Raw genomic sequence first — 26265 nt, 5'->3', positions numbered from 1 at the left:
CGTTAACGGATTTTATCGAGTTCGACGGTGAAGTGGCGCAGGATCGGCGCCTCGAAGGTGATGCGGTAACCCGTGGTGATCTCCGCGCGGCGCTCGAAGATGTTGCGGCATGCGGCGGCGATCACCCGGATGTGGTTGTCGGTGTAGACGCGGCGCGGGATGGCCAGGCGCAGCAGTTCGAGCGCGGGGTAGCGGTTCTCGTGTGTCTCGGGGTCGCGGTCGGCGAGGATCGAGCCGATCTCCACGCCGCGGATGCCCGCTTCGAGGTAGAGTTCCACGGCCAGCGTCTGGGCGATGAACTGTTCCTTCGGGAGGTTCGGAAGCACCTTCTTCGCATCCACGAAGATCGCGTGCCCGCCTGCCGGACGCTGGTAGGGGACGCCGTACTGGTCCAGCAGGTCGCCCAGCAGCCGCACCTGCCGGATGCGGGCGTCGAGCTGTCCGAATTCCGTGTTCTCGTCCAGTCCCACGGCCAGCGCGTCCATGTCGCGGCCCGACATGCCGCCGTAGGTGACGTAGCCTTCGAACATGATGCTGAACGACATCGCCTTTTTGTAGAGTTCCTCGGAGCGCATCGCCACGAAGCCGCCCATGTTCACCACGCCGTCCTTCTTGGCCGAGATGGTCATAATGTCGGCCCAGTCGTACATTTCGCGGACGATCTCCTTGATCGTCTTCGAGGCGTAGCCCTCCTCGCGGGTTTTGATGAAGTAGGCGTTTTCGGCGAAGCGCGCCGAGTCCATCAGCAGGGGCACGCCGTAGCGGCGGCACAGTTCGGCCGTTTCGCGGATGTTGCGCATCGACACGGGTTGGCCTCCGGCCGTGTTGTTGGTGACGGTGAGCACCACGCACGGAATCTTTTCGCGCGGGTTTTCGGCGAGGACCTTTTCGAGTTTCGCAAGGTCCATCTCGCCTTTGAACGGCAGTTCGAGCTGCGTGTCGGCCGCGGCGTCGATCGTGCAGTCCACGGCGTGGCAGCGGCGGAATTCGATGTGCCCCTTCGTGGTGTCGAAGTGCGAGTTGCCCGGCACGATATCGCCCTCCTTGAGCAGCGCCGAGAAGATCACGTTCTCCGCGGCGCGCCCCTGGTGCGTGGGCAGGAACCACGGCATGCCGAACAGCTCCGCGACCGTCGTTTTGAGCCGGAAATAGGACGAGGCCCCGGCGTAGCTTTCGTCGCCGGTCATCATCGCCGCCCACTGGCGGTCGGACATCGACCCCGTGCCCGAATCGGTCAGCAGGTCGATCGTCACCTGGTCCGAGCGCAGTTTGAAAAGGTTGTAGCGGGCTTCGCGAATCCACGCTTCGCGCTCTTCGCGCGTGGAAGTGCGGATGGCCTCGGTCATCTTGATCTTGTAGGGTTCGGCATAAGGAAGTGTCATCATATAGTTGGTTTTAGGTTGCAATTCGTCGGTATTCCGATCAAAATTACGAAAAATTTTCCGAAACCGGAACTCGGGTACGCTATTTGTTCGGGGTCCTGCTGAATTTAACCTTCCGAATGCGATGCAAAAATACCGCTGCACCTACTGCGAATACATCTATGATCCCGTGTCGGGCGATCCGGAACACAACGTGGGCCGGTATACGCCGTTCGACGCGCTGCCCGACGACTGGGTATGTCCCGTCTGCGGCCGGGGAAAATGGGCTTTCGATGCGATGAAGGAACAAAAAACAAGCGACATATGATTTTGTATCTCAACTTATTAACATCTTTGATTATGGCAACGACCGATACCGCGGCCTCGCCGCGTTTCACCCCGCAGGACCTGCCTTATGCCTACGACGCGCTTGCGCCCGCAATCTCCGAGGAGACGATGCACTACCACCACGACAAGCATTATGCTGGTTATGTCGACAAACTGAACGAGCTGATCGTCGACACGCCCTTTGCCGGGCAGCCGCTGGAAGACATCATCCTTTCGGCCGACGGGCCGGTCTACAACAACGCCGCGCAGGCGTGGAACCACGCGTTCTTCTTCGGACAGCTCTCGCCGAAACCCCAAAAGGAGCCTTCGGGCGAGCTGCTGGAGGCCATCAACCGCAATTTCGGCTCGCTCGACGAACTGAAGGTGCAGATCGGCCGCGCCGCCGCGGGCCTTTTCGGTTCGGGGTGGGTGTGGCTGGCCGAGGACCCCTCGGGGCGTCTGGCCGTCGTCAGCGAGCAGAACGCCGGCAACCCCATGCGTCACGGCATGAAGCCGCTGCTGGCGATCGACGTCTGGGAGCATGCGTATTACATCGACTACCGGAACCGCCGCGCCGATGCCGTCGAGGCCCTCTGGGGCGTCGTCGACTGGAAGGTCGTGGGCGACCGATACGCTGAAAAATAGGCGGTTTCCGCCGGTGTTCGAATGCCGTTTCCTATATAGGAAACGGCATTTTTTGCGGGTCGCGGATTCATGGATTTGTAATCAAAATTCGTCATTTTGTGATCATTTTGGTTTGCCGATGTGTTTTTCTGCGTAAAAGAGTGTATCTTCGCAGCGTAGAAATTTATGATTCGGACCGGATGCAGGAGAGAATTCAATTGGCATTGATCCTGTTGCTCTTCGCCCTGGCGGGGAGTCTGGAGGATACGTCGTTCCGCAGCGGCGCGGAGAGCGTGCGCCCTGCCCTGACGCAATCCTCGGTTGCCGGTTCGCACGCCGCGGCATGCAATTATTTCTCCGCCGCGATCTGTCCCTGCGCCGTCTCGATCGAGGCTCCCGCAGCTCCTTCGGACCATAAGGCCGCCGTGCGGCAGCTTGCCGGCGCGCGCGTCGCCTGTGATGCCGCTTTCGGCCTCCGTACCGCAATGCGGACCTATTCCCCGGCTTTGCACCCCGACGCCGTGGATTACTACGTCTTCTCTCTGGGGCGCATTCTGATTTAGCCTTTTCCGCCGTTTTACCTGCCGCATGTTTCCGGGGCTTTGCCGTCCGCGGGGCGTGCGTGCGTTCGTCGTGCCGGAATTAAAAATCGTAAAACAACATATCTATGTATTTCACGCTATTGGTGGTCGTCATCCTTACGGCCATTGCGCTGGTCGCAGTCGCGCTGGGCATCGCCCGCGCCGTGTCGCCGCGTTCGTACAACCCCCAGAAGGGCGAGGCTTACGAGTGCGGCATCCCGACGCGCGGACGTTCGTGGATGCAGTTCAAGGTGGGTTACTACCTCTTCGCCATCCTCTTCCTGATGTTCGACGTCGAGACGGTGTTCCTCTTTTCGTGGGCCGTCGTCGTGCAGGAACTGGGCGTCTACGGACTGGTGAGCATTCTCTTCTTTTTGGTGGTACTGATTCTGGGCCTTGCCTACGCATGGCGGAAAGGAGCTTTGGAATGGAAATAAAGAGACCGAAAATCAAGTCGATGAAGTACGAAGACTTCAACGACAACGAATACCTCGAACAGATGGTGCGCGAACTGCGCGAGAACGGAACCCATGTGGTGGCGGGATGTCTCGACGAGGTGATCAACTGGGGGCGCAGCAACAGCCTCTGGCCCCTGACGTTCGCCACGAGCTGCTGCGGCATCGAATTCATGGCCGTGGGCGCCGCGCGCTACGACTTCGCCCGGTTCGGGTTCGAAGTGGCCCGCGCCTCCCCGCGCCAGGCCGACTTCATCATGGTCGCCGGAACCATCACGCACAAGATGGCTCCGGTGCTCAGGCGTCTTTACGACCAGATGGCCGATCCCAAATACGTGATCGCCGTGGGCGGCTGCGCCATCAGCGGCGGTCCGTTCAAGAAGTCGTACCACGTGGTCAACGGCGTGGACCGGATTCTGCCCGTCGACGTTTACATCCCCGGATGTCCGCCGCGTCCCGAGGCGATGCTCTACGGACTGATGCAGCTTCAGCGCAAGGTGAAACTGCAACGCTTCTTCGGAGGCGTGAACCGGCAGATCGGCCGCGAGGAGTACGAACGGCTGCTGCGGAGCGACCTGACGGCGGAGAAGAACGATTTGAATGTGGACGAAGAAAAACGAGAATTATGACCCTGACAGATAAAATGAAGGCCTGGGAGCCTGCGGCCGTGTGGTCGGAGGCCGGCGAGGGGATGTTCACCGTGCCGGCGGAAGCTTTCCGCGGGGTGGCCGAACGCCTGAAGGCCGAAGGCTTCGATTTCCTGCGCAGCCTCACGGGCATGGACTGGGGCGAAGAGGGCTTCGGCGTGGTGTACCACCTCGAAGCCACCTCGACGGGCGAGAACGTCGTGGTGCGGACGCTGACTCCGGAACGCGAACGCCCGGTCCTGCCCTCGGTGTGCGACCTGTGGAAGGCCGCCGAGTTGAACGAGCGCGAGGCGTTCGACTACTTCGGCATCCGTTTCCTGAACCATCCCGACATGCGGCGGCTGTACCTGCGCGACGATTGGGTGGGACATCCCCTGCGCAAGGACTACGATCCGGCGTCGAACCCGCTCCGCATGAGCAACGAGGTGTCGAAGGACAGCGCCCCGACCTTCGAGTTGCAGCCCGACGGCAGTTTCATACGCGGGCGCAACGTGCTTTTCGAGGAGGAGGAGTACGTCATCAACGTCGGTCCCCAGCACCCGGCCACGCACGGCGTGCTGCGCTTCCGCGTGTCGCTCGAAGGCGAGATCATTAAAAAACTCGACGTGCACTGCGGCTACATCCACCGCGGCATCGAGAAGATGTGCGAGGAGCTGATCTATCCCCAGACCCTCGCCCTGACGGACCGTCTCGACTACCTCGGGGCGTCGCAGAACCGCCACGCCCTCTGCATGTGCATCGAAAAGGGGCTGGGCGTCGAGGTGCCGGAGCGCGTGCAGTACATCCGCACGATCATGGACGAGTTGCAGCGCATTGATTCGCACCTGCTCTTCTTCGCCTGCCTGTGCATGGACATGGGCGCGCTGACGGCCTTCTTCTACGGTTTCCGCGACCGCGAGAAGGTGCTCGACATTCTGGAGCAGACCACCGGCGGCCGCCTGATCCAGACTTACAACACCATCGGCGGCGTGCAGGCCGACATCCATCCCGATTTCGTGCGCAAGGTCAAGGAGTTCATCGCCTACATGCGTCCCGTGCTGCGCGAGTACCACGAGATTTTCACGGGCAACGTCATCGCGCAGGAGCGTCTGAAAGGCACCGGCGTGCTGACGCGCGAGGATGCCATTTCGTTCGGCGCCACGGGCGGCACGGGCCGCGCCGCAGGGTGGGCCTGCGACGTGCGCAAGCGCCATCCCTACGCCGTTTACGGCAAGGTGGATTTCGAGGAGGTGCTCTTCACCGAAGGCGACTGCCTGGCCCGCTACATGGTCCGCATGCGGGAGATCGAGCAGAGCATGCACATCATCGAGCAGTTGATCGACAACATTCCCGAAGGCGAATACCAGTTGAAGATGAAGCCCGTGATCCGCATTCCCGAGGGCAGCTACTACGCCGCCGTCGAGGGAAGCCGCGGCGAGTTCGGGGTCTTCATCGAGAGCCGGGGCGACAAGTTCCCCTACCGCATGAAGTTCCGCTCGACGGGTCTGCCGCTCGTCTCGTGCCTGGAGACCATCGCCCGGGGGACGAAGATCGCCGACCTGATCGCCATCGGCGGCACGCTGGATTACGTGGTTCCGGATATTGACAGATAAAAGAGACTCTATGACCATGATGCATCATATCACGCTGTCGAATGGCGTTTTCGCCGCCTGCGGCGTCGTTTGCAAGTCCGACCCCACCCCAAACCCCTCCCTCGGGGAGGGACTTGGTGCCGCTGCGCGGCAAAATTGGCGTTTCGGACGGTTGTGCCATAATCTGTAATAGCGAAAAATTGTATTGCTATGTTCGACTTTTCTATAATTACGAGCTGGGTCCACGGGCTGCTGACCTCGCTGATGCCCCTCGGGCTGGCCGTTTTCATCGAATGCGTGATCGTCGGCGGCTGTCTGCTGCTGATGTACACCGTGATCGCCATCCTGATGATCTTCATGGAACGCAAGGTCTGCGCGGCCTTCCAATGCCGCCTCGGGCCGATGCGCGTGGGTCCGTGGGGTACGGTGCAGGTCATCTGCGATGTCTTCAAGATGCTCACCAAGGAGATCATCACCATCCGCCGTTCGGACAAGTTCCTCTACAACCTCGCGCCCTATATCGTCATCCTCGCCTCGGTGCTGGCCTTCGCCTGTCTGCCGGTCAACAAGGGGCTGGAGGTGCTGGATTTCAACGTGGGCGTCTTCTTTATGATGGCCGCCTCGTCGATCGGTGTGGTCGGCATTCTGCTGGCGGGGTGGAGTTCCAACAACAAGTATTCGCTCATCGGCGCCATGCGCAGCGGTGCGCAGATGATCTCCTACGAGCTTTCCATCGGCCTCTCGATCCTCACGATCATCGTGCTGACCGACACCATGCAGTTCTCCGAGATCGTGGCCCGGCAGGCCGACGGGTGGTTCCTCTTCAAGGGCCATATCCCGGCGATGGTTGCCTTCGTGATCTACCTGATCGCCGGAAACGCCGAGGTCAACCGCGGCCCGTTCGACCTCCCGGAGGCCGAGTCGGAACTCACGGCGGGCTACCACACCGAGTATTCGGGCATGCACTTCGGGCTGTTCTACGTCGCCGAGTTCGTCAACCTGTTCATCGTCGCGGGCGTCGCCGCCACCATCTTCCTCGGAGGCTGGATGCCGCTGCACATTGCAGGCTGGGAGGGCTTCAACGCCGTGATGGACTGCATTCCGGGTTTCGTGTGGTTCTTCGCCAAGGCGTTTTTCGTGGTGTGGCTGCTCATGTGGATCAAGTGGACCTTTCCGCGCCTGCGCATCGACCAGATCCTGACGCTCGAATGGAAATACCTCGTTCCCATCGGGCTGGCGAACCTGCTGCTGATGGTCATTGTCGTCGTCTTTAAACTGCATTTTTAGTTATGAGTAGCTATATCAAAGGCCTTTTCCACGGACTGGGAACCCTTTTGACCGGACTTAAAGTGACGGGGCGCGAGTTCTTCACGCCCAAGATCACCGAGCAGTATCCCGAAAACCGGGCCACGCTGAAGATGTACGACCGTTTCTGCGGCTCTCTGACGATGCCCCACGACGCCGAGGGGCGCAACAGGTGCATCGCCTGCGGGCTGTGCCAGTCGGCCTGCCCCAACGGGACCATCCGCCTCACGACCGAGACGGTCGCCGACCCCGGGACGGGCAAGACCAAAAAACGGCTGGTGCGCTACGAGTACGACCTGGGGTCGTGCATGTTCTGCCACCTGTGCGTCAACGCCTGCCCGACCGGCGCGATCCGCTTCTCGACCGATTTCGAGCACGCCGTCTACACGCGCGAAAAGCTCGTCAAACAACTCAACAAACAGTAAGTCATGGAAATAACACTCGAATTGATCGTTTTCACGGTCCTGGCGCTGTTCATCGGCGTCAGCGCGATTCTCGCCGTGACGACCCGGCGCATCCTGCGCGCCGCGACCTACCTGCTGTTCGTGCTCTTCGGTACGGCGGGCATCTACTTCCAGCTCAACTACTCGTTCCTCGGGGCGGTGCAGCTGCTGATCTACGCCGGCGGCATCACGGTGCTCTACGTCTTCTCGATCCTCCTGACGTCGAGCCAGGGCGACAAGGCCGAGGACCTGAAGGGCTACAAGCTCTTCGTGGGGCTGGGCGCCGCGCTGGCCAGCCTGGGCATCTGCCTCTGGATAACGCTCCGCCACGACTTCCTGCCCTCGCATTTCGAGCACGGCGAACTGCACGTGCGGACCATCGGCCACGCGCTGATGAGCAGCGGAAAATACGGTTACATCCTGCCGTTCGAGGTGATCAGCCTGCTGCTGCTGGCCTGCATCGTCGGCGGCATCCTCATCGCGCGCAAACGCTAAAAAACACGACTATGATACACATGGAATATTACCTGATTGTCTCCACGGTGATGATGTTCGTGGGCATTTACGGATTCGTCACGCGCCGCAACCTGCTGGCGATGCTGATTTCGGTCGAGCTGATTCTCAACTCGGTGGACATCAATTTCGTGGTCTTCAACCGCTTCCTCTTCCCCGAGCAGCTCGAAGGGTTCTTCTTCGCCCTGTTCGCCATCGGAATCAGCGCTGCGGAGACCGCCGTGGCCATCGCCATCATCATCAATATCTACCGCAACATCCGCAACATCGGCGCCCGGAGCCTGCGGGAAATGAAGTGGTAACGGTGCGAAAAAACGATCTTCTATGGAATATACGATTCTGATTCTGTTGCTTCCGCTGGCGAGTTTCCTCGTGCTGGGGCTTGCGGGCATGAAGATGCGTCCCGCGGCGGCGGGCGCCGTGGGCACGGCCGTGCTGGCCGTCGTGGCGCTGTTGAGCTATTGGACGGCTTTCGAATACTTCTCGGCCGGGCGCGATGCCGCGGGCGTGTTTCCGACGCAGATCCCCTGGAACGCCGTGTGGCTGCCCATCGGCGGTGCGCTGCACATCGACCTGGGCATTCTGCTCGACCCGATCTCGGTGATGATGCTCGTGGTGATCTCCACGGTGTCGCTGATGGTCCACATCTACTCGCTGGGCTACATGAAGGGCGAGCGGGGCTTCCAACGTTACTATGCCTTTCTGTCGCTCTTCACGATGAGCATGATCGGGCTGGTCGTGGCGACCAACATCTTCCAGATGTACCTCTTCTGGGAGCTGGTGGGCGTCAGCTCCTACCTGCTGATCGGCTTCTACTATACGAAGAAGGAGGCCGTGGCCGCCTCGAAGAAGGCCTTCATCGTGACGCGCTTCGCCGACCTGGGCTTCTTGATAGGCATCCTGATCTACGGCTACTACGCCGGGACCTTCTCCTTCACGCCCGAGACGCACGCGCTGGTGGCCGCCGGGGCGATGATCCCGCTGGCGTTGGGGCTGATGTTCGTCGGCGGCGCGGGCAAGAGCGCCATGTTCCCGCTGCACATCTGGCTGCCCGACGCCATGGAGGGGCCCACGCCCGTGTCGGCGCTGATCCATGCCGCGACGATGGTCGTGGCGGGCGTCTACCTCGTGGCGCGGATGTTTCCGCTCTTCATCGGCTATGCGCCCGAAGTGCTGCATTGGACGGCTTATGTCGGGGCCTTCACGGCGTTTTACGCCGCCGTCGTGGCCTGTGTGCAGAGCGACATCAAGCGTGTGCTGGCGTTCAGCACCATTTCGCAGATCGGGTTCATGCTCGTGGCGCTGGGCGTCTCGACCTCGGCCGACCCGCACGCCGGAGGGCTGGGTTACATGGCCTCGATGTTCCACCTCTTCACCCACGCCATGTTCAAGGCGCTGCTGTTCCTCGGCGCGGGGTGCATCATCCATGCCGTGCACTCCAACGAGATGTCGGCCATGGGCGGCCTGCGCCGCTACATGCCGCTGACCCACTTGACGTTCCTCGTGGCGTGCCTCGCCATCGCGGGGATCTGGCCCTTGAGCGGTTTCTTCTCGAAGGACGAGATCCTGACGGCCTGCTTCGCCTTCTCGCCCGTCATGGGGTGGGTGATGACCGCCATCGCGGGACTTACGGCCTTCTACATGTTCCGGCTCTATTACGGTATTTTCTGGGGCGCGGAGAACCGCGAACTGCATGCGGCGCACAAGCCGCACGAGGCTCCGCTGACGATGACCCTGCCGCTGGTGTTTCTGGCGGCGGTGACCTGCGTGGCGGGATTCATCCCCTTCGGGGAGTTCGTGTCGAGCGACGGCGCGCCCTATGTCATCCATATCGACCGGAGCGTTGCCGCCGTGAGCCTCTGCGTCGCCGCTGCGGCCATCGCGCTGGCGGCGTGGATGTACGCCCGCGACCGGCAGCCCGTGGCCGACAGGCTGGCCGCGACGTTCAGCGGCCTGCACCGCGCGGCCTATCGCCGGTTCTACATCGACGAGGTCTACCAGTTCATCACCCACCGGGTGATTTTCGCCTGCATCTCGACGCCCATTGCGTGGTTCGACCGCCATGTGGTCGACGGCTTTATGAATCTCCTCGCCTGGGGCGCCAACGGCGCCGCCTGGCTCATCCGCGACATGCAGAGCGGCAGCGTGCAGCGTTACTGCATCTGGTTCCTCGGCGGTGCGCTGGGCCTCACGATCCTGATTCTTCTAATCTGTTAATCCGAACGAGTTATGAATATACTATCTCTGTTTCCCGCCGTTCCGCTCGTGATGATGCTGGGTCTGTGGCTCTCGAAGTCCACGCGGCAGATTCACACGGTGATGGTCGCAGGCTCTTCGCTGCTCGTGGCGCTGGCCGTCGTGCTCGTGGTGCAGTACCTCGGGCTGCGCGGCGCGGGCGAGACGGCGCAGATGCTCTTCACCGAAAGCCGCGTCTGGTATGCGCCGCTCAACATCCACTACGCCGTGGGCGTCGACGGCATTTCGGTGGCAATGCTCCTGCTGTCGGCCGTCATCGTCTTCACGGGCACGTTCGCCTCGTGGCAGATGAAGACCGACGTCAAAGCCTACTTCCTCTGGTTCTGCCTGTTGAGCGTGGGGGTGTTCGGGTTCTTCATTTCGGTCGACCTCTTCACGATGTTCCTGTTCTACGAGGTGGCGCTGATCCCGATGTACCTGCTGATCGGCGTCTGGGGCAGCGGGCGCAAGGAATACGCCGCCATGAAACTGACGCTGATGCTCATGGGCGGTTCGGCGTTGCTGCTGATCGGCATTCTGGGCATCTACTTCGGTGCGGGCGCCACGACGATGAACATTCAGGAGATCGCCGCGCTGAACAACATTCCCGTTGCCCAGCAGCGCATCTGGTTCCCGCTGGTGTTCGTGGGTTTCGGCGTGCTGGGCGCGCTGTTCCCGTTCCATACGTGGAGCCCCGACGGCCACGCCTCGGCCCCGACGGCCGTGTCGATGCTCCACGCCGGGGTGCTGATGAAGCTGGGCGGATACGGCTGTTTCCGGGTTGCTATGTATCTTTTACCCGAAGCGGCGCATGAATTGAGCTGGGTATTTATCATCCTGACAACGATTTCCGTCGTCTACGGCGCCTTCTCGGCCTGCGTGCAGACCGACCTCAAGTACATCAACGCCTACTCCTCGGTGTCGCACTGCGGACTGGTGCTGTTCGCCGTTTTGATGATGAACACCACGGCCGGTACGGGCGCCGTGCTCCAGATGTTGAGCCACGGCCTGATGACGGCCCTCTTCTTCGCGCTGATCGGCATGATCTACGGCCGCACCCACACGCGGGACATCCGCCAGCTGGGCGGGCTGATGAAGGTGATGCCGTTCCTCGCGGTCGGGTATGTGATCGCGGGTCTGGCCAACCTCGGGCTGCCGGGCCTGAGCGGCTTCGTGGCCGAAATGACCATCTTCAACGGCGCGTTTATGAACGCCGACACGTTCCACCGCGTGGTGACCGTCATCGCCTGCACGTCGATCGTCATCACGGCGGTCTACATCCTGCGCGTCGTCGGGAAAATCCTCTACGGCACGTGCGACAATCCCGAGCACCTGAAGCTTTCGGACGCCACGTGGGACGAGCGGCTGTCGGTCGTCTGCCTCGTCGTCGCCATCGCCGGCATAGGTCTGGCGCCGCTGTGGGTGAGCGACATGATCCGCGGCAGCGTCGCGAAGATCATTGCACATATTTTGAGTTAAGCGACTATGGATTACACCTCGATATTTACGCTGATGCGGGCCGAAGTGACCCTCACGGCGATTCTCGTCTTCGTGTTCCTCTACGACCTCATGGCCGGGGAGCGCGCACGCCGCCGCTTTTCGGCCGTGGTCTGCTGCCTGATGGTCGTGCAGGTGGTTGTGAACCTTGTTCCGGCTGCGGGGGGCGAACTCTTCGGCGGCATGTTCTGCCATACGCCGATGGACGGCATCGTCAAAAGCATGCTCTCCGTCGGGGCGCTGATCGTCTTCCTGCAGTCCGACACGTGGCTGCGCCGCGAGGACACGCGCCACAAGCAGGGCGAATTCTACATCCTGACCCTCTCGACGCTGCTGGGCATGTATTTTATGATCGGCGCGGGCAACTTCCTGCTGTTCTTCATCGGTCTGGAGCTGGCTTCGGTCCCGATGGCCTGTCTGGTGGCCTTCGACAAATACAAACGCTATTCGGCCGAGGCGGGGGCCAAATACATCCTCTGCGCGCTGTTCTCGAGCGGACTGATGCTCTACGGCATCTCGTTCCTCTACGGAACGACCGGGACGCTCTATTTCGGCGACATGGCCGCCCGCATCGACGGTTCGCCGTTGCAGGTGATGGCCCTGGTCTTCTTCCTCTCGGGGCTTGGCTTCAAGATTTCGCTCGTGCCCTTCCACCTCTGGACGGCGGACGCCTACCAGGGCGCGCCGACGAACGTGACCGCCTATCTTTCGGTGGTCTCGAAGGGCGCTGCGGCGTTCGTGCTGCTGACGGTGCTCGTGAAGGTGTTCGCCCCGATGACCGAACAGTGGCAGACGCTGCTCTGGATCGTGACGGTGTCGAGCATCACCGTTGCGAACCTCTTCGCCATCCGGCAGAAGGACCTCAAGCGTTTCATGGCCTTCTCGTCCATCTCGCAGGCCGGATACATCATGCTGGCCGTCATCGGCGGCAGCGCCATCGGCATGACCTCGCTGGTCTTTTACGTGCTGGTCTACATGGCCGCCAACCTCGCGGTGTTCGGCGTGCTGTCCGCCGTCGAGCAGCACAGCGGCGGCAGGGTCTCGCTGGAGGACTACAACGGGTTTTCCCGCACTAATCCCCGCCTGGCGCTGCTGATGACCCTGGCGTTGTTCTCGCTGGCGGGAATCCCGCCCTTCGCCGGGTTCTTCTCGAAATTCTTCGTCTTCGCCGCGGCTTTCAGTGGCGGATTCCACCTGCTGGTCTTCATCGCGCTGGTCAACACGGTCGTGTCGCTCTATTACTACCTGTTGATCGTCAAGGCGATGTACATTATGCCCGGCGACGCGCCGATCGCGGCGTTCCGCAGCGACCGTTACACGCGCGTCAGCCTCGCGCTCTGCATGGCAGGCGTCCTGCTGCTGGGCATCGTCAGCGCGGTTTACGACGGCATCAACGCCTTTGCGTTCGGGCTTTGACCCGGCGGGATATGCAGATGCGGGGCGCGGGAGACCGTGCCCCGCATTTTTTCGTGCGGGTGCGATTGGGGTTTGCGGGCCTGCCGCCGGGGTGCGTTATCGCCGCTTTTCCAGGGCGAGCAGCCGTTCCTTGATGTCGAGCCCTCCGGCGTAGCCCGTGAGCTTGCCGTCGTAACCCAGGACGCGGTGGCAGGGAATGACGATGACGATGGGGTTGCGGTTGTTGGCCATGCCGACGGCGCGGAACGATTTGTTGTGGCCGATCTGCATGGCGATATGTCCGTAGGTGCGGGTTTCGCCGTAGGGGATGGTTTGCAACGCCTGCCAGACAGATTGCTGGAAGGGCGTTCCGGCGGGTGCGAGCGGCAGCGAGAAGTCGCGGCGCGTGCCGGCGAAATACTCCCGGAGCTGCGCCGCCGCCTTCAGCAGCAGGGGTGTGGCGGCGGTTTCGGGGACGGCCGCGGAGCCTTCCGGAACTGTCGTGCCGAAACGGATCTGCGTCACAGCCTCGCCCGTAGCCGTGATCGTCACGGGGCCGACGGGCGTTTCGTGTTGCAATGTGTACGTCATAAATTCTTCAGAGTGTAGTCGATCATCTTTTGTCTTATGTGTGCCGTTGCGTCGGGCAACATCGAATGGTTCTGGTCGGGGTACACCATCATGTCGTACTGTTTGCCGGCGCGGTTGAGCGCCCGGGTCATCTCGACGGTGTTCTGGAAATGGACGTTATCGTCGGCCGTGCCGTGGATGATCAGCAGCCGCGTGCGCCGGTCGTCGAGCATCCGCGCGAAATTGATCGGCGAATTGTCGTCGTAGCCTGCGGCGTTGTACTGCGGAAGGTTGTTGTAGATCTCGGTGTAGATCGTGTCGTAATAACGCCACGAGGTGACGGGAGCCACGGCGATGGCCATTTTGAACAGCCCGAGGCCCTTCATCGCACAGCTCAGGGCCATGAATCCGCCGTAGGACCAGCCGTAGATGCCGATGCGCGCAGGGTCGACCCAGGGCTGCGCCGCCATGTGGCGGGCGGTCGAAAGCTGGTCCTCGACCTCCAGCGCCCCCAGGCGTCCGTAGGTGAGTTTCTTGAACTTTTCGCCCCGGAATCCCGCGCCGCGGCCGTCGGCGCAGACCACGATGTAGCCTTTGTCGGCGAGGGCGTCCTCCCAGTCCAGCGACCAGCGGTCGCGCACGGACTGCGAGCCGGGACCCGAATACTGGGTCAGCAATACGGGGTAACGCTGCGAGGGATCGAAGCCGCGGGGCTTGACCATATAGGCGTTGAGCGTGTCGCCGCGCTCGGTCGTGAAGGTGAAGAACTCCTTCACGGGGCGGTCGGCGGCGGCCAGTTCTTCGCGCAGGCGGCGACTGTCGGCCAGCGTGCGGACGGGTTTCCCGGCGGCGTCGCAGACCTCCGTGACGTTGGGGGTCGAGGCGTTGGAAAAGGTGGTGATGAAGTATTTCATCCCGGCGCTCGGGGCTGCGGTGTAGTAGCCCTCGCCCGTGGTGAGACGCTGTTTGTCCTTGCCGTCGAGGCGCACGCTGTACAGGTTGCGGCGCAGCGGCGAGGTCTCGGTCGAGAGGAACCACACGCGCCTGCCGTCGGTTCCCACAACCTGGGTCACCTCCCACGGGCCTTTGGTCACCTGTTCGAGGATGCCCCGGCGGAGGCTGTACAGGTAGAGGTGCATGAAGCCCGTGTGGCTCTCCTGCCGCACGAGGAAACGGTCGCGGTCGACGAAGGTCACGGTCCCGTCGTCCACGCGCTCGACATATTGCTGCGCCCGCTCCTCGTAGACCGTGCGCTGCGCTCCGTGGGGTTCGCAGACGATCATCTCGAAGGTGTTCTGGCGGCGGTTGAGGCGGTAGTACCACGGCCGTCCGTCGGGCGTCCAGCCGATGCGGGGAATGTACTGGTCGGTCTCCTCGCCCGTGTCGATGCGCTCCCTGGCGCCGGTCTCGAGGTCGGCGATCCAGAGCTGGACCACGGAGTTGCGCTCCCCGGCCTTGGGGTATTTGAATGAATAGGCCCTGTTGTAGAGTTTGCCGTCGAAGCGCATCATCTCCATCAGCGGCACTTCGCTCTCGTCGAAACGCAGGTAGGCGATGCGGCGGCTGTCGGGCGAGAAGGCGTAGGCCCGCGTTGCGCCGAACTCCTCCTCGTAGACCCAGTCGGTCGTGCCGTTGATCACCTCGTTCCACGCCCCGTCGTCGGTGATGCGGCGCGTGGTCTGGGAGGCGATGTCGTAGACGTAGAGATCGTTGCGGTCCGAGTAGGCGATCTTCTGCCCGTCGGGCGAGAAGGAGGCGTCGCGCGGCGCTTCGGCGTCGCGCAGGACGGGGCGCACGGCGTTGTCGCGCACGAGTGAATAGCTGGTGGTGTACGAATGGCGGTAGATCGGCTTGCGGCCCGAGGCAATGAGGATCGACCGCTCGTCGGGCGAGAAGGCGTAGTCGGTGATGACGAGGTTCGGCGCGGGCGCGGGGAGCATGCTCTCGCCGGGAGCCGCGGAGGCGTAGCTGTAACGGACGATGTCGTTCGATTCGAGCGTGGTGTAGTGTTCGCCGTCGGCCATCGAGCGGATGCCGCGCACCGATTCGTTCAGCCCCCGCAGCCGGGCGATTTCGGCGTATTCGTTCTGGGCGCGGACGCTGCCCGTCAGGAGCGCCGCTGCGGTTATTAGCGGGAAAAGAATGGTTTTCAAGAGAAAATGACGTGTTGAAAGTTGTGTTCGATGCGTGGGGCGCGGTACGGCAAGTTCCCTCCGGAGGAGGGGTTCGGGGAAGGGCCGGATTTACGGCGTGCCGCTAAAGCGGCGATCATGTGCCGCAACGGCGGTTGCGGCACGCGGGACCCGGTGAAAATCGGAAGCCCCTCCCGTGTTCGGCCCGTTAAATGTCCTCTACGTCGAAGTCGTAGCCGAGGCGTTTGCCCGTCACGAACTTCGAGTTGTCCATCTTGGTGTTGAACTGGTCCACCGTCACGCGTTTGTTCTCCTCGTAGGGCGGCATCAGCAGGTCGAAGTTCAGCGCGAAGCCGATCGCCGATTCGAGAATCGCGACCAGCGCCTCCTGGCCGATCTCCGACTTGCCGAAATCCATCGCCCGCATCGAGTTCTGCTGCTTGCCTTCGGCGAAGTAGCGGCGTTCGCGGTTGATGAAGATGCGGCCGATCAGGTAGCCTTCGTCGGCGTTGCGGTTGAATTTGAACGAGTCGGACAGGAAGTTGTAGATGTTGATAAGTCCGCAGTAGGAGTTGTCGCGGTCGGCCTGCACGTAGGGGTTTTGCCAGATGAGGTGGTCGGAGCCGAACTCGAAGACGTCGGTGTGCATCTGGAAGATTAGGATGTCGTTGGCTACCTGCAACTGGGCCTCGAACTTGCCGCGGTCGCGGTATTCGAGCCTCACGCGGCGGTCGAGTTTGCCGTCCAGTTCGTCGTCCATCTCCGAGGCCATCTCCAGCAGCGTCTCCTTCAGGGAGTTGAACGCTCCGAAGGTGTTGTCGAAAACCCGTTGTTTGAGTGTCGACTTGCGGATGATGGTGTCGAGAATCTGTGCTCTCAGCGGGGTTGTTTCCATGGTATGTAGGTTTTATTTTATGCGTATTTCGCGTCCTGCGGCCAGCTCCTCGTCCTTGCGGAGCTTGTTGAGTTTCTCGATCGACCGCGTGCGGATGGCGTAGGACTGGCCCACGGAGTAGGCCGTTTCGCCCTGGCGGCAGATGTGGTGCCGGGAGTTGCCCTCCCAGCGTTTCCGCTTGCGTTCGATGTAGACCGCCTCGCCCGGCACCGGCTGGGCCTTCTTGTCCTTCAGATCGTTGAATTTGCGCAGGTTGCGCGGCGAGAGGCGGAACTTCCGCCCGATGTTCTCGAACGTGTCGTTCTCCTTGGCCAGCACGTAGTGCACGCCGTTGGTGACGTAGACGTTGTAACCCTGGTGGGCGTTGATCGTCACGCGGTAGTTGTCCGGGTCGACGGCCCCCTCGGTCCGGGCCAGTTCCTCCACGCTGCTCTGCGACGAGAACCACTCTTCGGGGTCGCGTTTCAGGCCGTAGCGCGAGGCGTAGAGCCGTGCGCCGTCGGGCCGGTCGAGCAGGAAGAGCTGGTTCTCCTCGATGATGCGGATGAGCCGCTGCGCGTAGTCGGGGGCCGTGGCGTAGCCCGCGGCCTTGAGACCCCGCGCCCAGCTCTTGTAATCGTCGGAGGAGTAGGCGAACAGCGAGTCGTAGCGGGGCTGCGAGTCGAGGAATTCGGCGTGGTCCCGGTACGACGCCTCGACCGAGGGGTAGGAGCGGAAGCATTCGCCCTTGGCGTCGTCGTCGTGGTAGACCTTGTCGCCCGTCCAGTTGCGCTTGCACTTGATGCCGAAGTGGTTGTTCGACTTCATCGACAGCAGGCTGTTGCCGCAGTCCGATTCGAGGATTCCCTGCGCCATGGTGATGCTCGCGGGGATTCCGTAGCGCTCCATGTGGGCGATGGCGATGGGCATGTAGCGGCTGATGTACTCTTCGCGCGTCTGGCGCACCTGCGCCCCGAGCTGCACGGAGATGCAGAGGAGGATTCCGGAGAGGAGTATTGCTTTTTTGGAAAAAGTCATTATCTTTGTTTAATCGTTACCGACAAAGGTATGATTTTCCGGTGAAAAATCCAATAATACTATAAAACCGCAAGCTATGTTTACCGAAAACGCGAATCGTATTTTCAACCGGTCCATCGAGGAGTATCACCGCTGGGACGATGTGGACCATCCCATCGACAATCCCTACGCGCCGGGCACGATCGACCATTTGCTCTACCACAAGAACTGGATCGACACGGTGCAGTGGCACTTGGAGGACATTATCCGCGACCCGGCCATCGACCCCGCGGAGGCGCTTCTCATCAAGCGCCGCATCGACAAATCGAATCAGGACCGTACGGACATGGTGGAGTACGTGGACTCCTACCTGCTGGACAAATACAAGGACGTAACGCCTGCCGAAGGCGCCCGGCTCAACACCGAGACCCCGGCGTGGGCCATCGACCGCCTGTCGATCCTCGCCCTGAAGATTTACCACATGGCGCGCGAGGCGGAGCGTACGGACGTGGACGACGCGCATCGCGCGGCCTGCCGGAAGAAGCTGGACGTGCTGCTCGCGCAGCAGGTCGACCTTTCGCAGGCCATCGAAGAGCTGATCGAGGACATCGAGGCGGGCCGCAAGTACATGAAGACCTACAAACAGATGAAAATGTACAACGACCCGGCACTGAATCCGGTGCTCTATGGGCAGAAAAAATAGCGTGGGGACGGCGAACGGCCTCCCGAACGGGGAACGAGCGGGCGGTGCGGCGGCCGGGAGCGGCGCGCCGGTTCCGTGTCACCTGCTGGTGATGCGCACCTCGGCGATGGGCGACGTGGCGATGCTGCCGCATGCGCTCCGTGCGCTGACGGCCGCTTATCCCGATCTGCGGGTCACGGTGGCCACGCAGGCCATGTTCAGGCCCTTTTTCGCAGGGCTGGATGTCGGGTTTCTCGACGTCGATGTAAAAGGCGCCCATCACTCCCTGGCGGGAATGTGGCGGCTGGCCGCCCAGGCCCGGAGGCTGGGCGTGGACGCCGTGGCCGACGTGCACGACGTGCTGCGCTCGAAGGCGTTCCGCCTCGCGATGCGTCTGCACGGCGTTCCGGCGGCGCATATCGACAAGGGGCGCGCCGGGAAACGGGCGTTCATCCGCTGCGGCGGCCGCGGCATGGAGCCGTTGCGCCACACGGTGCTGCGCTACTGCGACGTTTTCCGGAAGCTGGGATTCGTGCTGGACGACCCTGCGCCCGCCGTGCGCCGGGACCGCCCCAATCCCTTCGGGGAGAAACACGGCGTGTGGGTGGGCTTCGCACCCTTCTCCGCACACCGGGGCAAGACCTATCCCGAGGAGCAGAGCCGCGAACTCGTGCGGATGCTCTCGGAGCGTTACGGGCGGGTTTTCATCCACGGAGGCGGAGGCGCCGAACAGGCGTTCGCCGAGGAGATGGAACGCACGTATCCCAACGTCACGGCCTTGTACGGCAAGGTCCGTTTCGCCGGGGAGATGGACCTCATCGCCAACCTGGACTGCGTGGTGACGATGGATTCGCTGGTGATGCACCTGGCGTCGCTCGTCGCGACGCCCGTGGTGTCGGTATGGGGCGCGACGCATCCCGGGCTGGGTTTTCTGGGCTACGGGGTTTCGTCCGGGAACGTTTTGCAGGCCGACATGGCGTGCCGTCCCTGCTCGGTCTTCGGCAACAAGCCCTGCCGCTACGGCGACTACCGCTGCCTGAAAGCCGTTACGCCCGAAATGGCGGCCCGGCGGGTGGCCGAAATCACCGGCAGCTTGCCGGAATGTTCCGGAAACGGATAAACCGATTGAATCCATAATCCGTTCGGGGATGACCTTACGGAGCGATCGGACGGGAACCGGAGGCCTGCTTTCAGCCCCGGTTCCCGTCCGGAGTTTTATTTCGCCTTATTCACCGCTCCGGTTCTGGGGGCCGTGTTTCATTTCCGTGAAATTGCATTTTCGGTTACGTAGAGGGTTCGCCTCATTCGTACTTATTATAACCGACCTGATGAACTTATGAAGAAACTTCTTTTTTACCTGCTGATTTTCACCTTGTTTGCGGCCGCCGCCGGCTGCTCTTCCGGCAAGGACGACGACGGAAATCCCGATGTCAGATTCTATGCAGTTCCGGCTTCGCTGAATTTCGAGGCCGGGAAAACGACCTTGCAGCTGAGCATCTCGACGACGGGGCATTGGACGATCGTGTGCGACGACGAGTGGCTGGAAGCCGTTCCGGCGGAAGGCACGGGGAGTGCGAAGGTCGGAATCACCGCGCAGGCGAATCCTTTGGCGCAGCAGCGCACCTCGTCGCTGACGATCGCATACGGCGGTGCGGAACCGGCCGTCGTGCCCGTCACCCAAAAGGTCTCCGGGGAGGAGTCGGTCGACCTGTTCGGCTCGACCGACGAGATGAAAGCCTACCTGAAAGCGCGCGTTGAAGCCTGCAATTACGCCGAGTCGGTGACGACGACCGCCGGAGGGGTGCTGAAGTTCGGCTTCAAGGGCGCCGCGACGCGGGGCGTTCGGAAAGAGGCGATTCCCTTCTTTACGGTGAACGGCGGCGGTTACTGGGCGGCCGACGGCGTTGCGACGCCGGTGAAAGCCGACGCGGAGGCCCTGCGGGGCGGGGCGTCGCCCGCGGTGACGCTGACGGCCGGCGGAACGATCGCTTTCGAGGGGGCCGACACGGGCACGGCCGCTCCTGCGGACGGAGCCGTTGCGCTGCGCTGCGTGCTCGACACGGGGAAATACGTCTGCTTCGTCTTCGCCGACGGCGAGGTGATCCGGATCGGGAGCGAGCTTAACGGCTCGTTCAACCCGCCGCTGCCGGCGGGAGGCAAATCCCTCAAGATACTTTTTATCGGCAACAGTTTTACGGTCGATGCCACGGAGCATCTGCCGGGCATGTTGAAAAGCGCCGGAATCACCCATGTCCGGATGGTGCGGGCCTATCACGGCGGCTATAAGCTGCCCGAATTTTTCGAGAACTATGCCGCACCGGACATCTGCACCTATTATTACTGCGAGCCGGGAGCGACGAAGTGGGAGAACGAAGGGACGCTGAACCGTTCGCTCAAGAGCATCGTCGAGTCGGATACGTGGGACATCGTGACGTTGCAGGAGCACACCGGTTCGTACTATGCGTGGGAGTGGGACGAGACCGAGCGGGGCGCGATTTCCGGACTTTGCGACTACATCCAGCAGGCGCAGCCCCTCGACCGGCCCACGATCGGCTACATCATGGCCCAGGCCTACGGAGCCTACCACTCCCATTATCCGAAGTATTTCGCCAACCAGCAGGCGATGTTCGAGGCGATCGTGGCCCAGGTGCGGAAGATCACCGCCCAGACCTGCATCGACATCGTGATCCCCTCGGGAACGTCGCTCCAGAACCTGCGGACCTCGTCGCTGAACAGGGACAACGGGATGGACCTCACGCGCGACTCCTACCATATGGACTACGGAATCAGCCGTTACGCGGCCGCCGCGACGGTGTTCCGGACGCTCGTCACGCCCTGCACGGGCGTCAGCGTCGAGGGAAACGGCTACCGCTATTCGACCTCCAGCACCTCGACGACGGGTTATTCGACGCCGGTTACCGACGCCAACGCCCCGGTGGCGATCCGGGCGGCGCTGGAGGCCTGCCGGACGCCCTATGCGGTTACGGACATGAGCAAATACTGACGGGCATGCAGAATCGTTTACGGGATTCGGAGCTTGTCGTGATGATGCGCGGCGGCGACAAGGCAGCCTTCGGAGTGCTTTTCGACCGCTACTACGACCTGCTGCACACCTTCGCCAGGCATATCGTCAAGGACTCTTCCGTGGCGGAGGACATCATCCAGAACGTCTTCGTCAAAATGTGGATGCGCAAGGAGCAGGTCAATCCCGAACTGTCGGTGCGCAACTACCTGCTGGTCGCCACGCGCAACGAACTTTTCGACTACATGCGGCTGCGGTACAACATGCTGCGCAGCGACATCAACGATGCGATGCTCAACGTCGCCGACGGCGATACGGACATTTACGACTACGTGGACGTGCGCGAACGGGTCGGGTTCATCGACTCGGTGATGCGTTCGATGCCCGACAAGCGGCGCGAGATATTCGCCATGCGCTACGACCGCAACATGACCAATGCCGAGATCGCCCGGGCGCTGAACCTCTCGATCCGCACGGTCGAAAAGCACGTCGACCTGGCGATCAAGCAGATCCGCAAGACGATCTCCGTCGTGACGCTCTTTTTTGTGCTGTTCTTCTGAAAACAAGACGAAACCTATGGATACCAAGAAAAATATGTCGCGTGAACAGCTGCTTGCCTACATGCGGGACAACTGCACGGAAGCCGAGGCGCAGCAGGTGCGCATGTGGCTGCGGGAGCGGCTGAAGGACCCGGGGCTGGACCAGCTGTTCAGCGACCTGCTGGACGCTACCGAGACCGAGTACGATCCCGAGGGCAAGGAGCGCGTGCGGCGTAAGCTGGACTCGATCCTCGCGGCATGCCCCGCCCCGAATTCCCCCCCCCGCAGCGGTAACCTCCGGCGGTGGCGGTGGTCCCTCCGTATAATCGAATACGCCGCCGCCGTTGCCGCCGTCGTTCTGGCGCTCCATTACAGGCATCAGGCCAACACCCCGCGCGAGTGGGTGGAGGTCTATGCCGGCATGGGCGAGCGCCGCGAGATCGTGCTGCCCGACAGCACGCACGTGTGGCTCAACGCCGGTACGAAACTCATCTATCCCAAGCAGTTCAACCGCTCGATGAGGCAGGTCTACCTGTCGGGCGAGATGTTCGCCGACGTCCGCCGCGACGAGGACCGCCCGTTCATCGTCTCCGCCGACCGGCTGGAGGTGAAGGTGCTCGGCACGCAGTTCAACCTCAAATCCTATCAGGAGGACGCCAAGTCGGAGGTGAGTCTGGTGCGCGGCAAGGTGTCGGTAGGCATCAAGGCGTCGAAGATGAACGGGAAACTCACCCTCGCGCCCGGAGACATCCTCCGTTTCAACAAGACCAACAATCACATCGACTTCCTCAATTTCGATCCCGATTCCTATGCGAACTGGATCGACAACAACAACTTCTTCTTCGTGGAGCAGACCCTGGGCGACATCGTCGCCGACCTGCGCCGCCACTTCGCCGTCGAGATCGTCGTCACGGACAAATCGCTGTGCGACGAGACCTACTACGCCTCGTTCGTCAACGAGGAGTCGCTCGACGAAATCCTCGATGCGCTCAACAAGGACCGCCTTTTCTCGGTGCGCAGGGAAGCCGAGGTATATTACATATCGCCACCCCTAAAATAACCATATCATGTAGTACACAGAACGAACGGAATCTTTAATGACCTATTTCTCAAAACTTCAAATCTTAACGTAATGAATAAACTTTTACCTTCCGTCAAAAGTTTGATCACGCTTGCCGCACTTCTGTGCTTCCTGTTCCAGGCCTCCGCGGCCTCGGCCCAGAAGGTGAGCCTGTCGGTCCGCAATGCGACCGTCAAGGCGGCGATCGAACGCCTGCAAAAGGATTACGGCTACTCGTTCGTCATCAAGACGAAGGATGCCGATGTGAACAAGAAGATCACCCTCGATGTCAAAAACGAGGAGATCGGCGCGGTCGTCGGGAAGATGTTCGCCGGACAGAACGTCGTGAGCAGCGTCGAGGGCAAGATGATCGCCATCATGTCCGCCCCCGCGAAGCGGGACGCCGCGGCCCGCGCTTCGGCCAATGCCGTCGTGAAGGGCGTCGTGAAAGACAGCGCCGGGAATCCGATCACCGGCGCCACGGTGATCGTCGACGGCACGACGATCGGCGCCACCACCGACCTCGACGGCTCGTTCTCCGTACGGATCGGGGCGCGCACGGATGTCCGCCTGATCGTCTCCTACCTCGGCCTGAAGACCAGGGAGGTTGCGGTGGACGATCCGGCACGGTTCTATGAGGTCCGGCTCGAAAACGACAACATGGCCCTCGACGAGGTGGTCGTGGTCGGTTACGGCACGCAGCGCCGCAGCCTGGTGACCAACGCCATCAGCCAGTTCAAGCCCACCGAGGAGAACATGCGCAGCGTGATGTCGCCCTCGGAACTCCTTCAGGGCCGCATCGCCGGCGTGTCGATCTCGACCAGTTCGGGTAACCTCGGCTCGGCCGAGAAGATGAGCATCCGCGGTTCGTCGTCGCTCAGCGCCAGCAACGAGCCGCTTTACGTGATCGACGGCATTCCGCTGTCGAACAACTCGGCGTCGCTCTATTCGTTCGGCGAGAACATGAGTTCGCTGGCGACGCTCAACCTCACGGACATCGAGTCGATCGAGGTGCTGAAGGACGCCGCTTCGGCCGCGATCTACGGCTCGCGCGCCACCAACGGCGTCGTGCTGATCACCACCAAGCAGGGCCGCGAGGGCAAATCGGAGGTCAAGGTCAACTACGGCTTCAGCATCACGCAGTTTCCCAACACCGGGCGCCGCGAATACGTCGGTTCGAAGCAGTACGTCGAGGTCTTCAACGAGGGCGTCGACAACTACAACCGCCAGAACGGCTTCACGGTCAACAGCTCGGGATATGTCAAGCCCATCCGCAATCCCTACGGAGACATGCCCGACACCGACTGGCTCGACCTGATCACCCGGCTCGGGCAGTCGCACTACCTCGACCTGTCGTTTTCGGGCGGCAACGCCAAGACCAAATACTACCTTTCGGGCAGCTACAACTACCAGGAGGGCGTCATCAAGACGAACGACATCTCGAAGGTCAACCTCAAGTCGAACATCAACCACGAAATGTTCAAATGGCTGAAGGTGGGCGCCAACATCAGCGGCAACTACCTGCACAACAACCGTATCCCGGGAGCCGATCTCGGATCGACGATCATCGGACGCGCCGTGCAGCAGCGTCCCTTCGACCGTCCCTACAAACCCAACGGCGGCTATTACACGGGCGGAACCGACGAACTGCTGCTGCACAATGCCGTGCAGATTCTCTCCGAGGAGACCTCCTATACGGACAACTACCGCTTCATCGGTTCGTTCTGGGCCGAGGCGCAGATCATCAAGGGCCTGACGGTCAGGGCGTCGTACAACAACGACTCGGCCTACACCTACGACTACATCTATTACAATCAGAACCACCCCTATGCTGCCGACAAGGGCCGCATCCTGGACCGGAACCGGTTCGTGATGACCAACACGATCGACCTCTACGCCAACTATAACCGCAAGATCGGCGAAGATTTCGAACTCGGGGCCATGGTGGGTCACTCGTTCCTCAAGACCAGGAGCCGCACGTCGTACATTGATGCGCAGAACTATCCCTCGCCGGCGTTCGACGTGGCGAGCGTGGCCGCCAACATCGTCGATGCCAGCGCCGGACTGTCGGAATATGCCATCGAATCCTATTTCGCCCGTTTGAGCCTCGCCTACAAGGACCGTTACGTGGTCAATGCCACGATCCGTACCGACGGTTCGTCGCGCTTCGCGCCCGACTGCCGCTGGGGCTGGTTCCCCTCGGTGTCGGTCGGCTGGAACGTCTCGAACGAGTCGTTCTGGAACGCCGAGAAGACCGACCTGAAGATCCGCGCCAGCTACGGCCGCACGGGTAACCAGGACGGAATCAGCAACTACGGCTGGCAGGCCCTGATCAGCGGCGGCGTCAACTACGGCGGCCAGAGCGGCATCGCCATTTCGTCGAGCGGCAACGACCGTCTGACGTGGGAGACCGCCGACCAGTACAACGCCGGATTCGACCTGAGCTTCCTGGGCGGCAAGATCAACATGATCGCCGACGTTTACCTGAAGAACACGAACAACCTGCTCTACTCGAAGCCCGTGCACGCCACGACGGGCGAGACCTCGATCTTGAGCAACATCGGGTCGATGCGCAACAAGGGTGTCGAGTTCACGATCAACACCCACCTCAATCTGGGCAAGGTGCTGTGGAGTTCGTCGTTCAACATCGCCCGCAATGTCAACAAGCTGACGTCGCTGCTCGAAGACGACCTGCTGTCGATCGGCGCCAACCGCGCGCTGAAACTCGGCCGGACGGTGGGTTCGTGGTACATCTTCCGCACGGACGGCATCTACCAGTACGACGGCGAGGTGCCGCAGGCGCTCTACGACAAGGGCGTGCGCGCCGGCGACGTCAAGTACTGGGACCGCAACGGCGACGGGAACATCACGGACGACGACCGTATCGTCACGGGCAACCCCAACCCCAAATTCTCGGGCGGCTGGAACAACACCTTCAAGTACAAAGGGCTGGAATTGAGCCTCTTCTTTACGTACAGCTACGGAAACGACGTGTATGCGTCGTGGATGATCCCCGGCTCCAAGCCCGGCCATACCCGCTCGCTGCTGAAAGCCTATGCCGACAACCGCTGGACGGGACCCGGCACGTCGGACAAATACCCGCGCGCGATCTACTCGTACAGCGGCTGGAACGGCAAGAACTCGACGATGTACCTGACCGACGGTTCGTTCATCCGCCTGCGCTCGGTGACGCTGGGATACACCTTCCCGCAGCGGCTGGTTTCGAAAATCCACCTCAAGGGACTCCGGGTCTATGCCCAGGGCGACAACGTCTTCCTCTGCTCGCGCTATCCCGGCTGGGACCCCGAGACGAGCGTCAATCTCGATCCGCGCTTCTACGGCGAGGATAACGACGGCGTTCCCCAGCCGCGCATCTTCAAGTTAGGCGTAAACATCACTTTCTAAATCCGACAAT

The 26265-nt window shown here is 61.7% G+C and carries 24 protein-coding genes; 19 read left to right on the top strand and 5 right to left on the bottom strand.

Annotated features, from left to right (window positions below; translation table 11 throughout):
• Window positions 1–2: 2 nt before the first annotated feature.
• A complete protein-coding gene (locus tag DWW03_RS01835; RefSeq protein WP_022061756.1) occupies window positions 3–1382 on the bottom strand; it encodes a tryptophanase in 1380 nt (459 codons plus the stop codon).
• 124 nt (window positions 1383–1506) lie between these two features.
• On the opposite strand from DWW03_RS01835, the gene DWW03_RS01830 reads away from it, so the two are divergent.
• The 13 genes from DWW03_RS01830 (at window position 1507) to DWW03_RS01770 (ending at window position 12975) form a co-directional block, all read left to right on the top strand.
• Window positions 1507–1689, top strand: a complete 183-nt coding sequence (locus DWW03_RS01830) for a rubredoxin (protein WP_015547405.1) — start codon at window positions 1507–1509, stop codon at window positions 1687–1689.
• Between the two features lie 32 nt (window positions 1690–1721).
• Window positions 1722–2333: a superoxide dismutase gene (locus DWW03_RS01825; protein WP_118406181.1), complete on the top strand. Its 612-nt coding sequence runs from the start codon at window positions 1722–1724 to the stop codon at window positions 2331–2333.
• 179 nt (window positions 2334–2512) lie between these two features.
• Window positions 2513–2875 carry a hypothetical protein gene (locus tag DWW03_RS01820; RefSeq protein WP_022061758.1) on the top strand — a complete coding sequence of 121 codons (363 nt, stop codon included), beginning with the start codon at window positions 2513–2515 and terminating at the stop codon, window positions 2873–2875.
• A 104-nt stretch (window positions 2876–2979) separates the two neighbouring features.
• Window positions 2980–3330, top strand: a complete 351-nt coding sequence (locus tag DWW03_RS01815) for an NADH-quinone oxidoreductase subunit A (RefSeq protein WP_009599057.1) — start codon at window positions 2980–2982, stop codon at window positions 3328–3330.
• The gene (locus DWW03_RS01810; RefSeq protein WP_015547407.1) at window positions 3321–3977 is read left to right on the top strand and encodes an NADH-quinone oxidoreductase subunit B; all 657 of its coding nucleotides are present in this window, start codon (window positions 3321–3323) and stop codon (window positions 3975–3977) included. The genes DWW03_RS01815 and DWW03_RS01810 overlap by 10 nt, the downstream gene beginning before the upstream one ends.
• Before the next feature lie 62 nt (window positions 3978–4039).
• The gene (locus DWW03_RS01805; RefSeq protein WP_181989596.1) at window positions 4040–5587 is read left to right on the top strand and encodes an NADH-quinone oxidoreductase subunit C; all 1548 of its coding nucleotides are present in this window, start codon (window positions 4040–4042) and stop codon (window positions 5585–5587) included.
• 189 nt (window positions 5588–5776) lie between these two features.
• Window positions 5777–6853 (top strand): NADH-quinone oxidoreductase subunit NuoH, encoded by a 1077-nt coding sequence (gene nuoH / locus DWW03_RS01800; protein ID WP_022061762.1) that lies wholly within the window; start codon window positions 5777–5779, stop codon window positions 6851–6853.
• 2 nt (window positions 6854–6855) lie between these two features.
• Window positions 6856–7296 carry a NuoI/complex I 23 kDa subunit family protein gene (locus tag DWW03_RS01795; RefSeq protein ID WP_022061763.1) on the top strand — a complete coding sequence of 147 codons (441 nt, stop codon included), beginning with the start codon at window positions 6856–6858 and terminating at the stop codon, window positions 7294–7296.
• A 3-nt stretch (window positions 7297–7299) separates the two neighbouring features.
• Window positions 7300–7809, top strand: a complete 510-nt coding sequence (locus DWW03_RS01790) for an NADH-quinone oxidoreductase subunit J (RefSeq protein WP_015547410.1) — start codon at window positions 7300–7302, stop codon at window positions 7807–7809.
• An 11-nt stretch (window positions 7810–7820) separates the two neighbouring features.
• The gene (gene nuoK / locus DWW03_RS01785; protein WP_022061764.1) at window positions 7821–8129 is read left to right on the top strand and encodes an NADH-quinone oxidoreductase subunit NuoK; all 309 of its coding nucleotides are present in this window, start codon (window positions 7821–7823) and stop codon (window positions 8127–8129) included.
• A 22-nt stretch (window positions 8130–8151) separates the two neighbouring features.
• Window positions 8152–10044 (top strand): NADH-quinone oxidoreductase subunit L, encoded by a 1893-nt coding sequence (nuoL, locus tag DWW03_RS01780; protein WP_022061765.1) that lies wholly within the window; start codon window positions 8152–8154, stop codon window positions 10042–10044.
• Window positions 10045–10056: 12 nt separating this feature from the next.
• Complete coding sequence (locus tag DWW03_RS01775; RefSeq protein ID WP_022061766.1) at window positions 10057–11541, top strand: NuoM family protein; 1485 nt, start codon at window positions 10057–10059, stop codon at window positions 11539–11541.
• Window positions 11542–11547: 6 nt separating this feature from the next.
• Window positions 11548–12975: an NADH-quinone oxidoreductase subunit N gene (locus DWW03_RS01770; RefSeq protein WP_022061767.1), complete on the top strand. Its 1428-nt coding sequence runs from the start codon at window positions 11548–11550 to the stop codon at window positions 12973–12975.
• A 96-nt stretch (window positions 12976–13071) separates the two neighbouring features.
• Here the strand turns inward: DWW03_RS01770 and DWW03_RS01765 are convergent, their stop codons facing one another.
• The 4 genes from DWW03_RS01765 to DWW03_RS01750 all read right to left on the bottom strand — a co-directional run bounded on the left by DWW03_RS01765 (window position 13072) and on the right by DWW03_RS01750 (window position 17568).
• Window positions 13072–13545, bottom strand: coding sequence for a methylated-DNA--[protein]-cysteine S-methyltransferase (locus tag DWW03_RS01765; protein WP_015547414.1), 474 nt, complete (start codon window positions 13543–13545; stop codon window positions 13072–13074).
• A complete protein-coding gene (locus DWW03_RS01760; RefSeq protein WP_118406179.1) occupies window positions 13542–15677 on the bottom strand; it encodes a S9 family peptidase in 2136 nt (711 codons plus the stop codon). The genes DWW03_RS01765 and DWW03_RS01760 overlap by 4 nt, the downstream gene beginning before the upstream one ends.
• 187 nt (window positions 15678–15864) lie before the next feature.
• Complete coding sequence (locus DWW03_RS01755) at window positions 15865–16551, bottom strand: hypothetical protein (RefSeq protein ID WP_022061769.1); 687 nt, start codon at window positions 16549–16551, stop codon at window positions 15865–15867.
• 12 nt (window positions 16552–16563) lie between these two features.
• Window positions 16564–17568, bottom strand: coding sequence for a glucosaminidase domain-containing protein (locus DWW03_RS01750; RefSeq protein WP_015547416.1), 1005 nt, complete (start codon window positions 17566–17568; stop codon window positions 16564–16566).
• Window positions 17569–17644: 76 nt separating this feature from the next.
• On the opposite strand from DWW03_RS01750, the gene DWW03_RS01745 reads away from it, so the two are divergent.
• The 6 genes from DWW03_RS01745 (at window position 17645) to DWW03_RS01720 (ending at window position 26255) form a co-directional block, all read left to right on the top strand.
• On the top strand, window positions 17645–18250 hold the full coding sequence (locus DWW03_RS01745) for a DUF4254 domain-containing protein (RefSeq protein WP_015547417.1): 606 nt from the start codon (window positions 17645–17647) through the stop codon (window positions 18248–18250).
• Window positions 18234–19349, top strand: a complete 1116-nt coding sequence (locus DWW03_RS01740) for a glycosyltransferase family 9 protein (RefSeq protein ID WP_022061770.1) — start codon at window positions 18234–18236, stop codon at window positions 19347–19349. The genes DWW03_RS01745 and DWW03_RS01740 overlap by 17 nt, the downstream gene beginning before the upstream one ends.
• A 216-nt stretch (window positions 19350–19565) precedes the next feature.
• Entirely contained in the window at window positions 19566–21233 is a 1668-nt protein-coding gene (locus DWW03_RS01735; RefSeq protein ID WP_118406178.1) for a DUF4886 domain-containing protein, read from the top strand.
• Between the two features lie 5 nt (window positions 21234–21238).
• Window positions 21239–21811 (top strand): RNA polymerase sigma-70 factor, encoded by a 573-nt coding sequence (locus DWW03_RS01730; protein ID WP_044054475.1) that lies wholly within the window; start codon window positions 21239–21241, stop codon window positions 21809–21811.
• Between the two features lie 16 nt (window positions 21812–21827).
• The gene (locus DWW03_RS01725; protein ID WP_022061773.1) at window positions 21828–22850 is read left to right on the top strand and encodes a FecR family protein; all 1023 of its coding nucleotides are present in this window, start codon (window positions 21828–21830) and stop codon (window positions 22848–22850) included.
• Between the two features lie 72 nt (window positions 22851–22922).
• Window positions 22923–26255 (top strand): TonB-dependent receptor, encoded by a 3333-nt coding sequence (locus tag DWW03_RS01720; RefSeq protein WP_022061774.1) that lies wholly within the window; start codon window positions 22923–22925, stop codon window positions 26253–26255.
• The last annotated feature ends 10 nt before the right edge of the window (window positions 26256–26265 follow it).

It is taken from the genome of Alistipes sp. AF14-19, from assembly GCF_003461645.1.
Classification (GTDB): Bacteria; Bacteroidota; Bacteroidia; order Bacteroidales; family Rikenellaceae; genus Alistipes; species Alistipes shahii.
Note: the sequence above shows the minus strand (reverse complement) of the source record. Positions and strands in the feature narration are given on the sequence as shown.

Bases quoted from the DNA above. Each gene is read 5' to 3' on its own strand.
- DWW03_RS01795 (WP_022061763.1), top strand. From the start codon at position 6,856: ATGAGTAGCTATATCAAAGGCCTTTTCCACGGACTGGGAACCCTTTTG.
- DWW03_RS01815 (WP_009599057.1), top strand. From the start codon at position 2,980: ATGTATTTCACGCTATTGGTGGTCGTCATCCTTACGGCCATTGCGCTG.
- DWW03_RS01725 (WP_022061773.1), top strand. From the start codon at position 21,828: ATGGATACCAAGAAAAATATGTCGCGTGAACAGCTGCTTGCCTACATG.
- DWW03_RS01735 (WP_118406178.1), top strand. From the start codon at position 19,566: ATGAAGAAACTTCTTTTTTACCTGCTGATTTTCACCTTGTTTGCGGCC.
- DWW03_RS01805 (WP_181989596.1), top strand. From the start codon at position 4,040: ATGTTCACCGTGCCGGCGGAAGCTTTCCGCGGGGTGGCCGAACGCCTG.
- DWW03_RS01810 (WP_015547407.1), top strand. From the start codon at position 3,321: ATGGAAATAAAGAGACCGAAAATCAAGTCGATGAAGTACGAAGACTTC.
- DWW03_RS01730 (WP_044054475.1), top strand. From the start codon at position 21,239: ATGCAGAATCGTTTACGGGATTCGGAGCTTGTCGTGATGATGCGCGGC.
- DWW03_RS01755 (WP_022061769.1), bottom strand. From the start codon at position 16,551: ATGGAAACAACCCCGCTGAGAGCACAGATTCTCGACACCATCATCCGC.
- nuoK (WP_022061764.1), top strand. From the start codon at position 7,821: ATGATACACATGGAATATTACCTGATTGTCTCCACGGTGATGATGTTC.
- nuoL (WP_022061765.1), top strand. From the start codon at position 8,152: ATGGAATATACGATTCTGATTCTGTTGCTTCCGCTGGCGAGTTTCCTC.
- DWW03_RS01835 (WP_022061756.1), bottom strand. From the start codon at position 1,382: ATGACACTTCCTTATGCCGAACCCTACAAGATCAAGATGACCGAGGCC.
- DWW03_RS01745 (WP_015547417.1), top strand. From the start codon at position 17,645: ATGTTTACCGAAAACGCGAATCGTATTTTCAACCGGTCCATCGAGGAG.
- DWW03_RS01790 (WP_015547410.1), top strand. From the start codon at position 7,300: ATGGAAATAACACTCGAATTGATCGTTTTCACGGTCCTGGCGCTGTTC.
- DWW03_RS01770 (WP_022061767.1), top strand. From the start codon at position 11,548: ATGGATTACACCTCGATATTTACGCTGATGCGGGCCGAAGTGACCCTC.
- DWW03_RS01830 (WP_015547405.1), top strand. From the start codon at position 1,507: ATGCAAAAATACCGCTGCACCTACTGCGAATACATCTATGATCCCGTG.
- DWW03_RS01825 (WP_118406181.1), top strand. From the start codon at position 1,722: ATGGCAACGACCGATACCGCGGCCTCGCCGCGTTTCACCCCGCAGGAC.
- DWW03_RS01750 (WP_015547416.1), bottom strand. From the start codon at position 17,568: ATGACTTTTTCCAAAAAAGCAATACTCCTCTCCGGAATCCTCCTCTGC.
- DWW03_RS01775 (WP_022061766.1), top strand. From the start codon at position 10,057: ATGAATATACTATCTCTGTTTCCCGCCGTTCCGCTCGTGATGATGCTG.
- DWW03_RS01720 (WP_022061774.1), top strand. From the start codon at position 22,923: ATGAATAAACTTTTACCTTCCGTCAAAAGTTTGATCACGCTTGCCGCA.
- DWW03_RS01765 (WP_015547414.1), bottom strand. From the start codon at position 13,545: ATGACGTACACATTGCAACACGAAACGCCCGTCGGCCCCGTGACGATC.
- DWW03_RS01740 (WP_022061770.1), top strand. From the start codon at position 18,234: ATGGGCAGAAAAAATAGCGTGGGGACGGCGAACGGCCTCCCGAACGGG.
- nuoH (WP_022061762.1), top strand. From the start codon at position 5,777: ATGTTCGACTTTTCTATAATTACGAGCTGGGTCCACGGGCTGCTGACC.
- DWW03_RS01820 (WP_022061758.1), top strand. From the start codon at position 2,513: ATGCAGGAGAGAATTCAATTGGCATTGATCCTGTTGCTCTTCGCCCTG.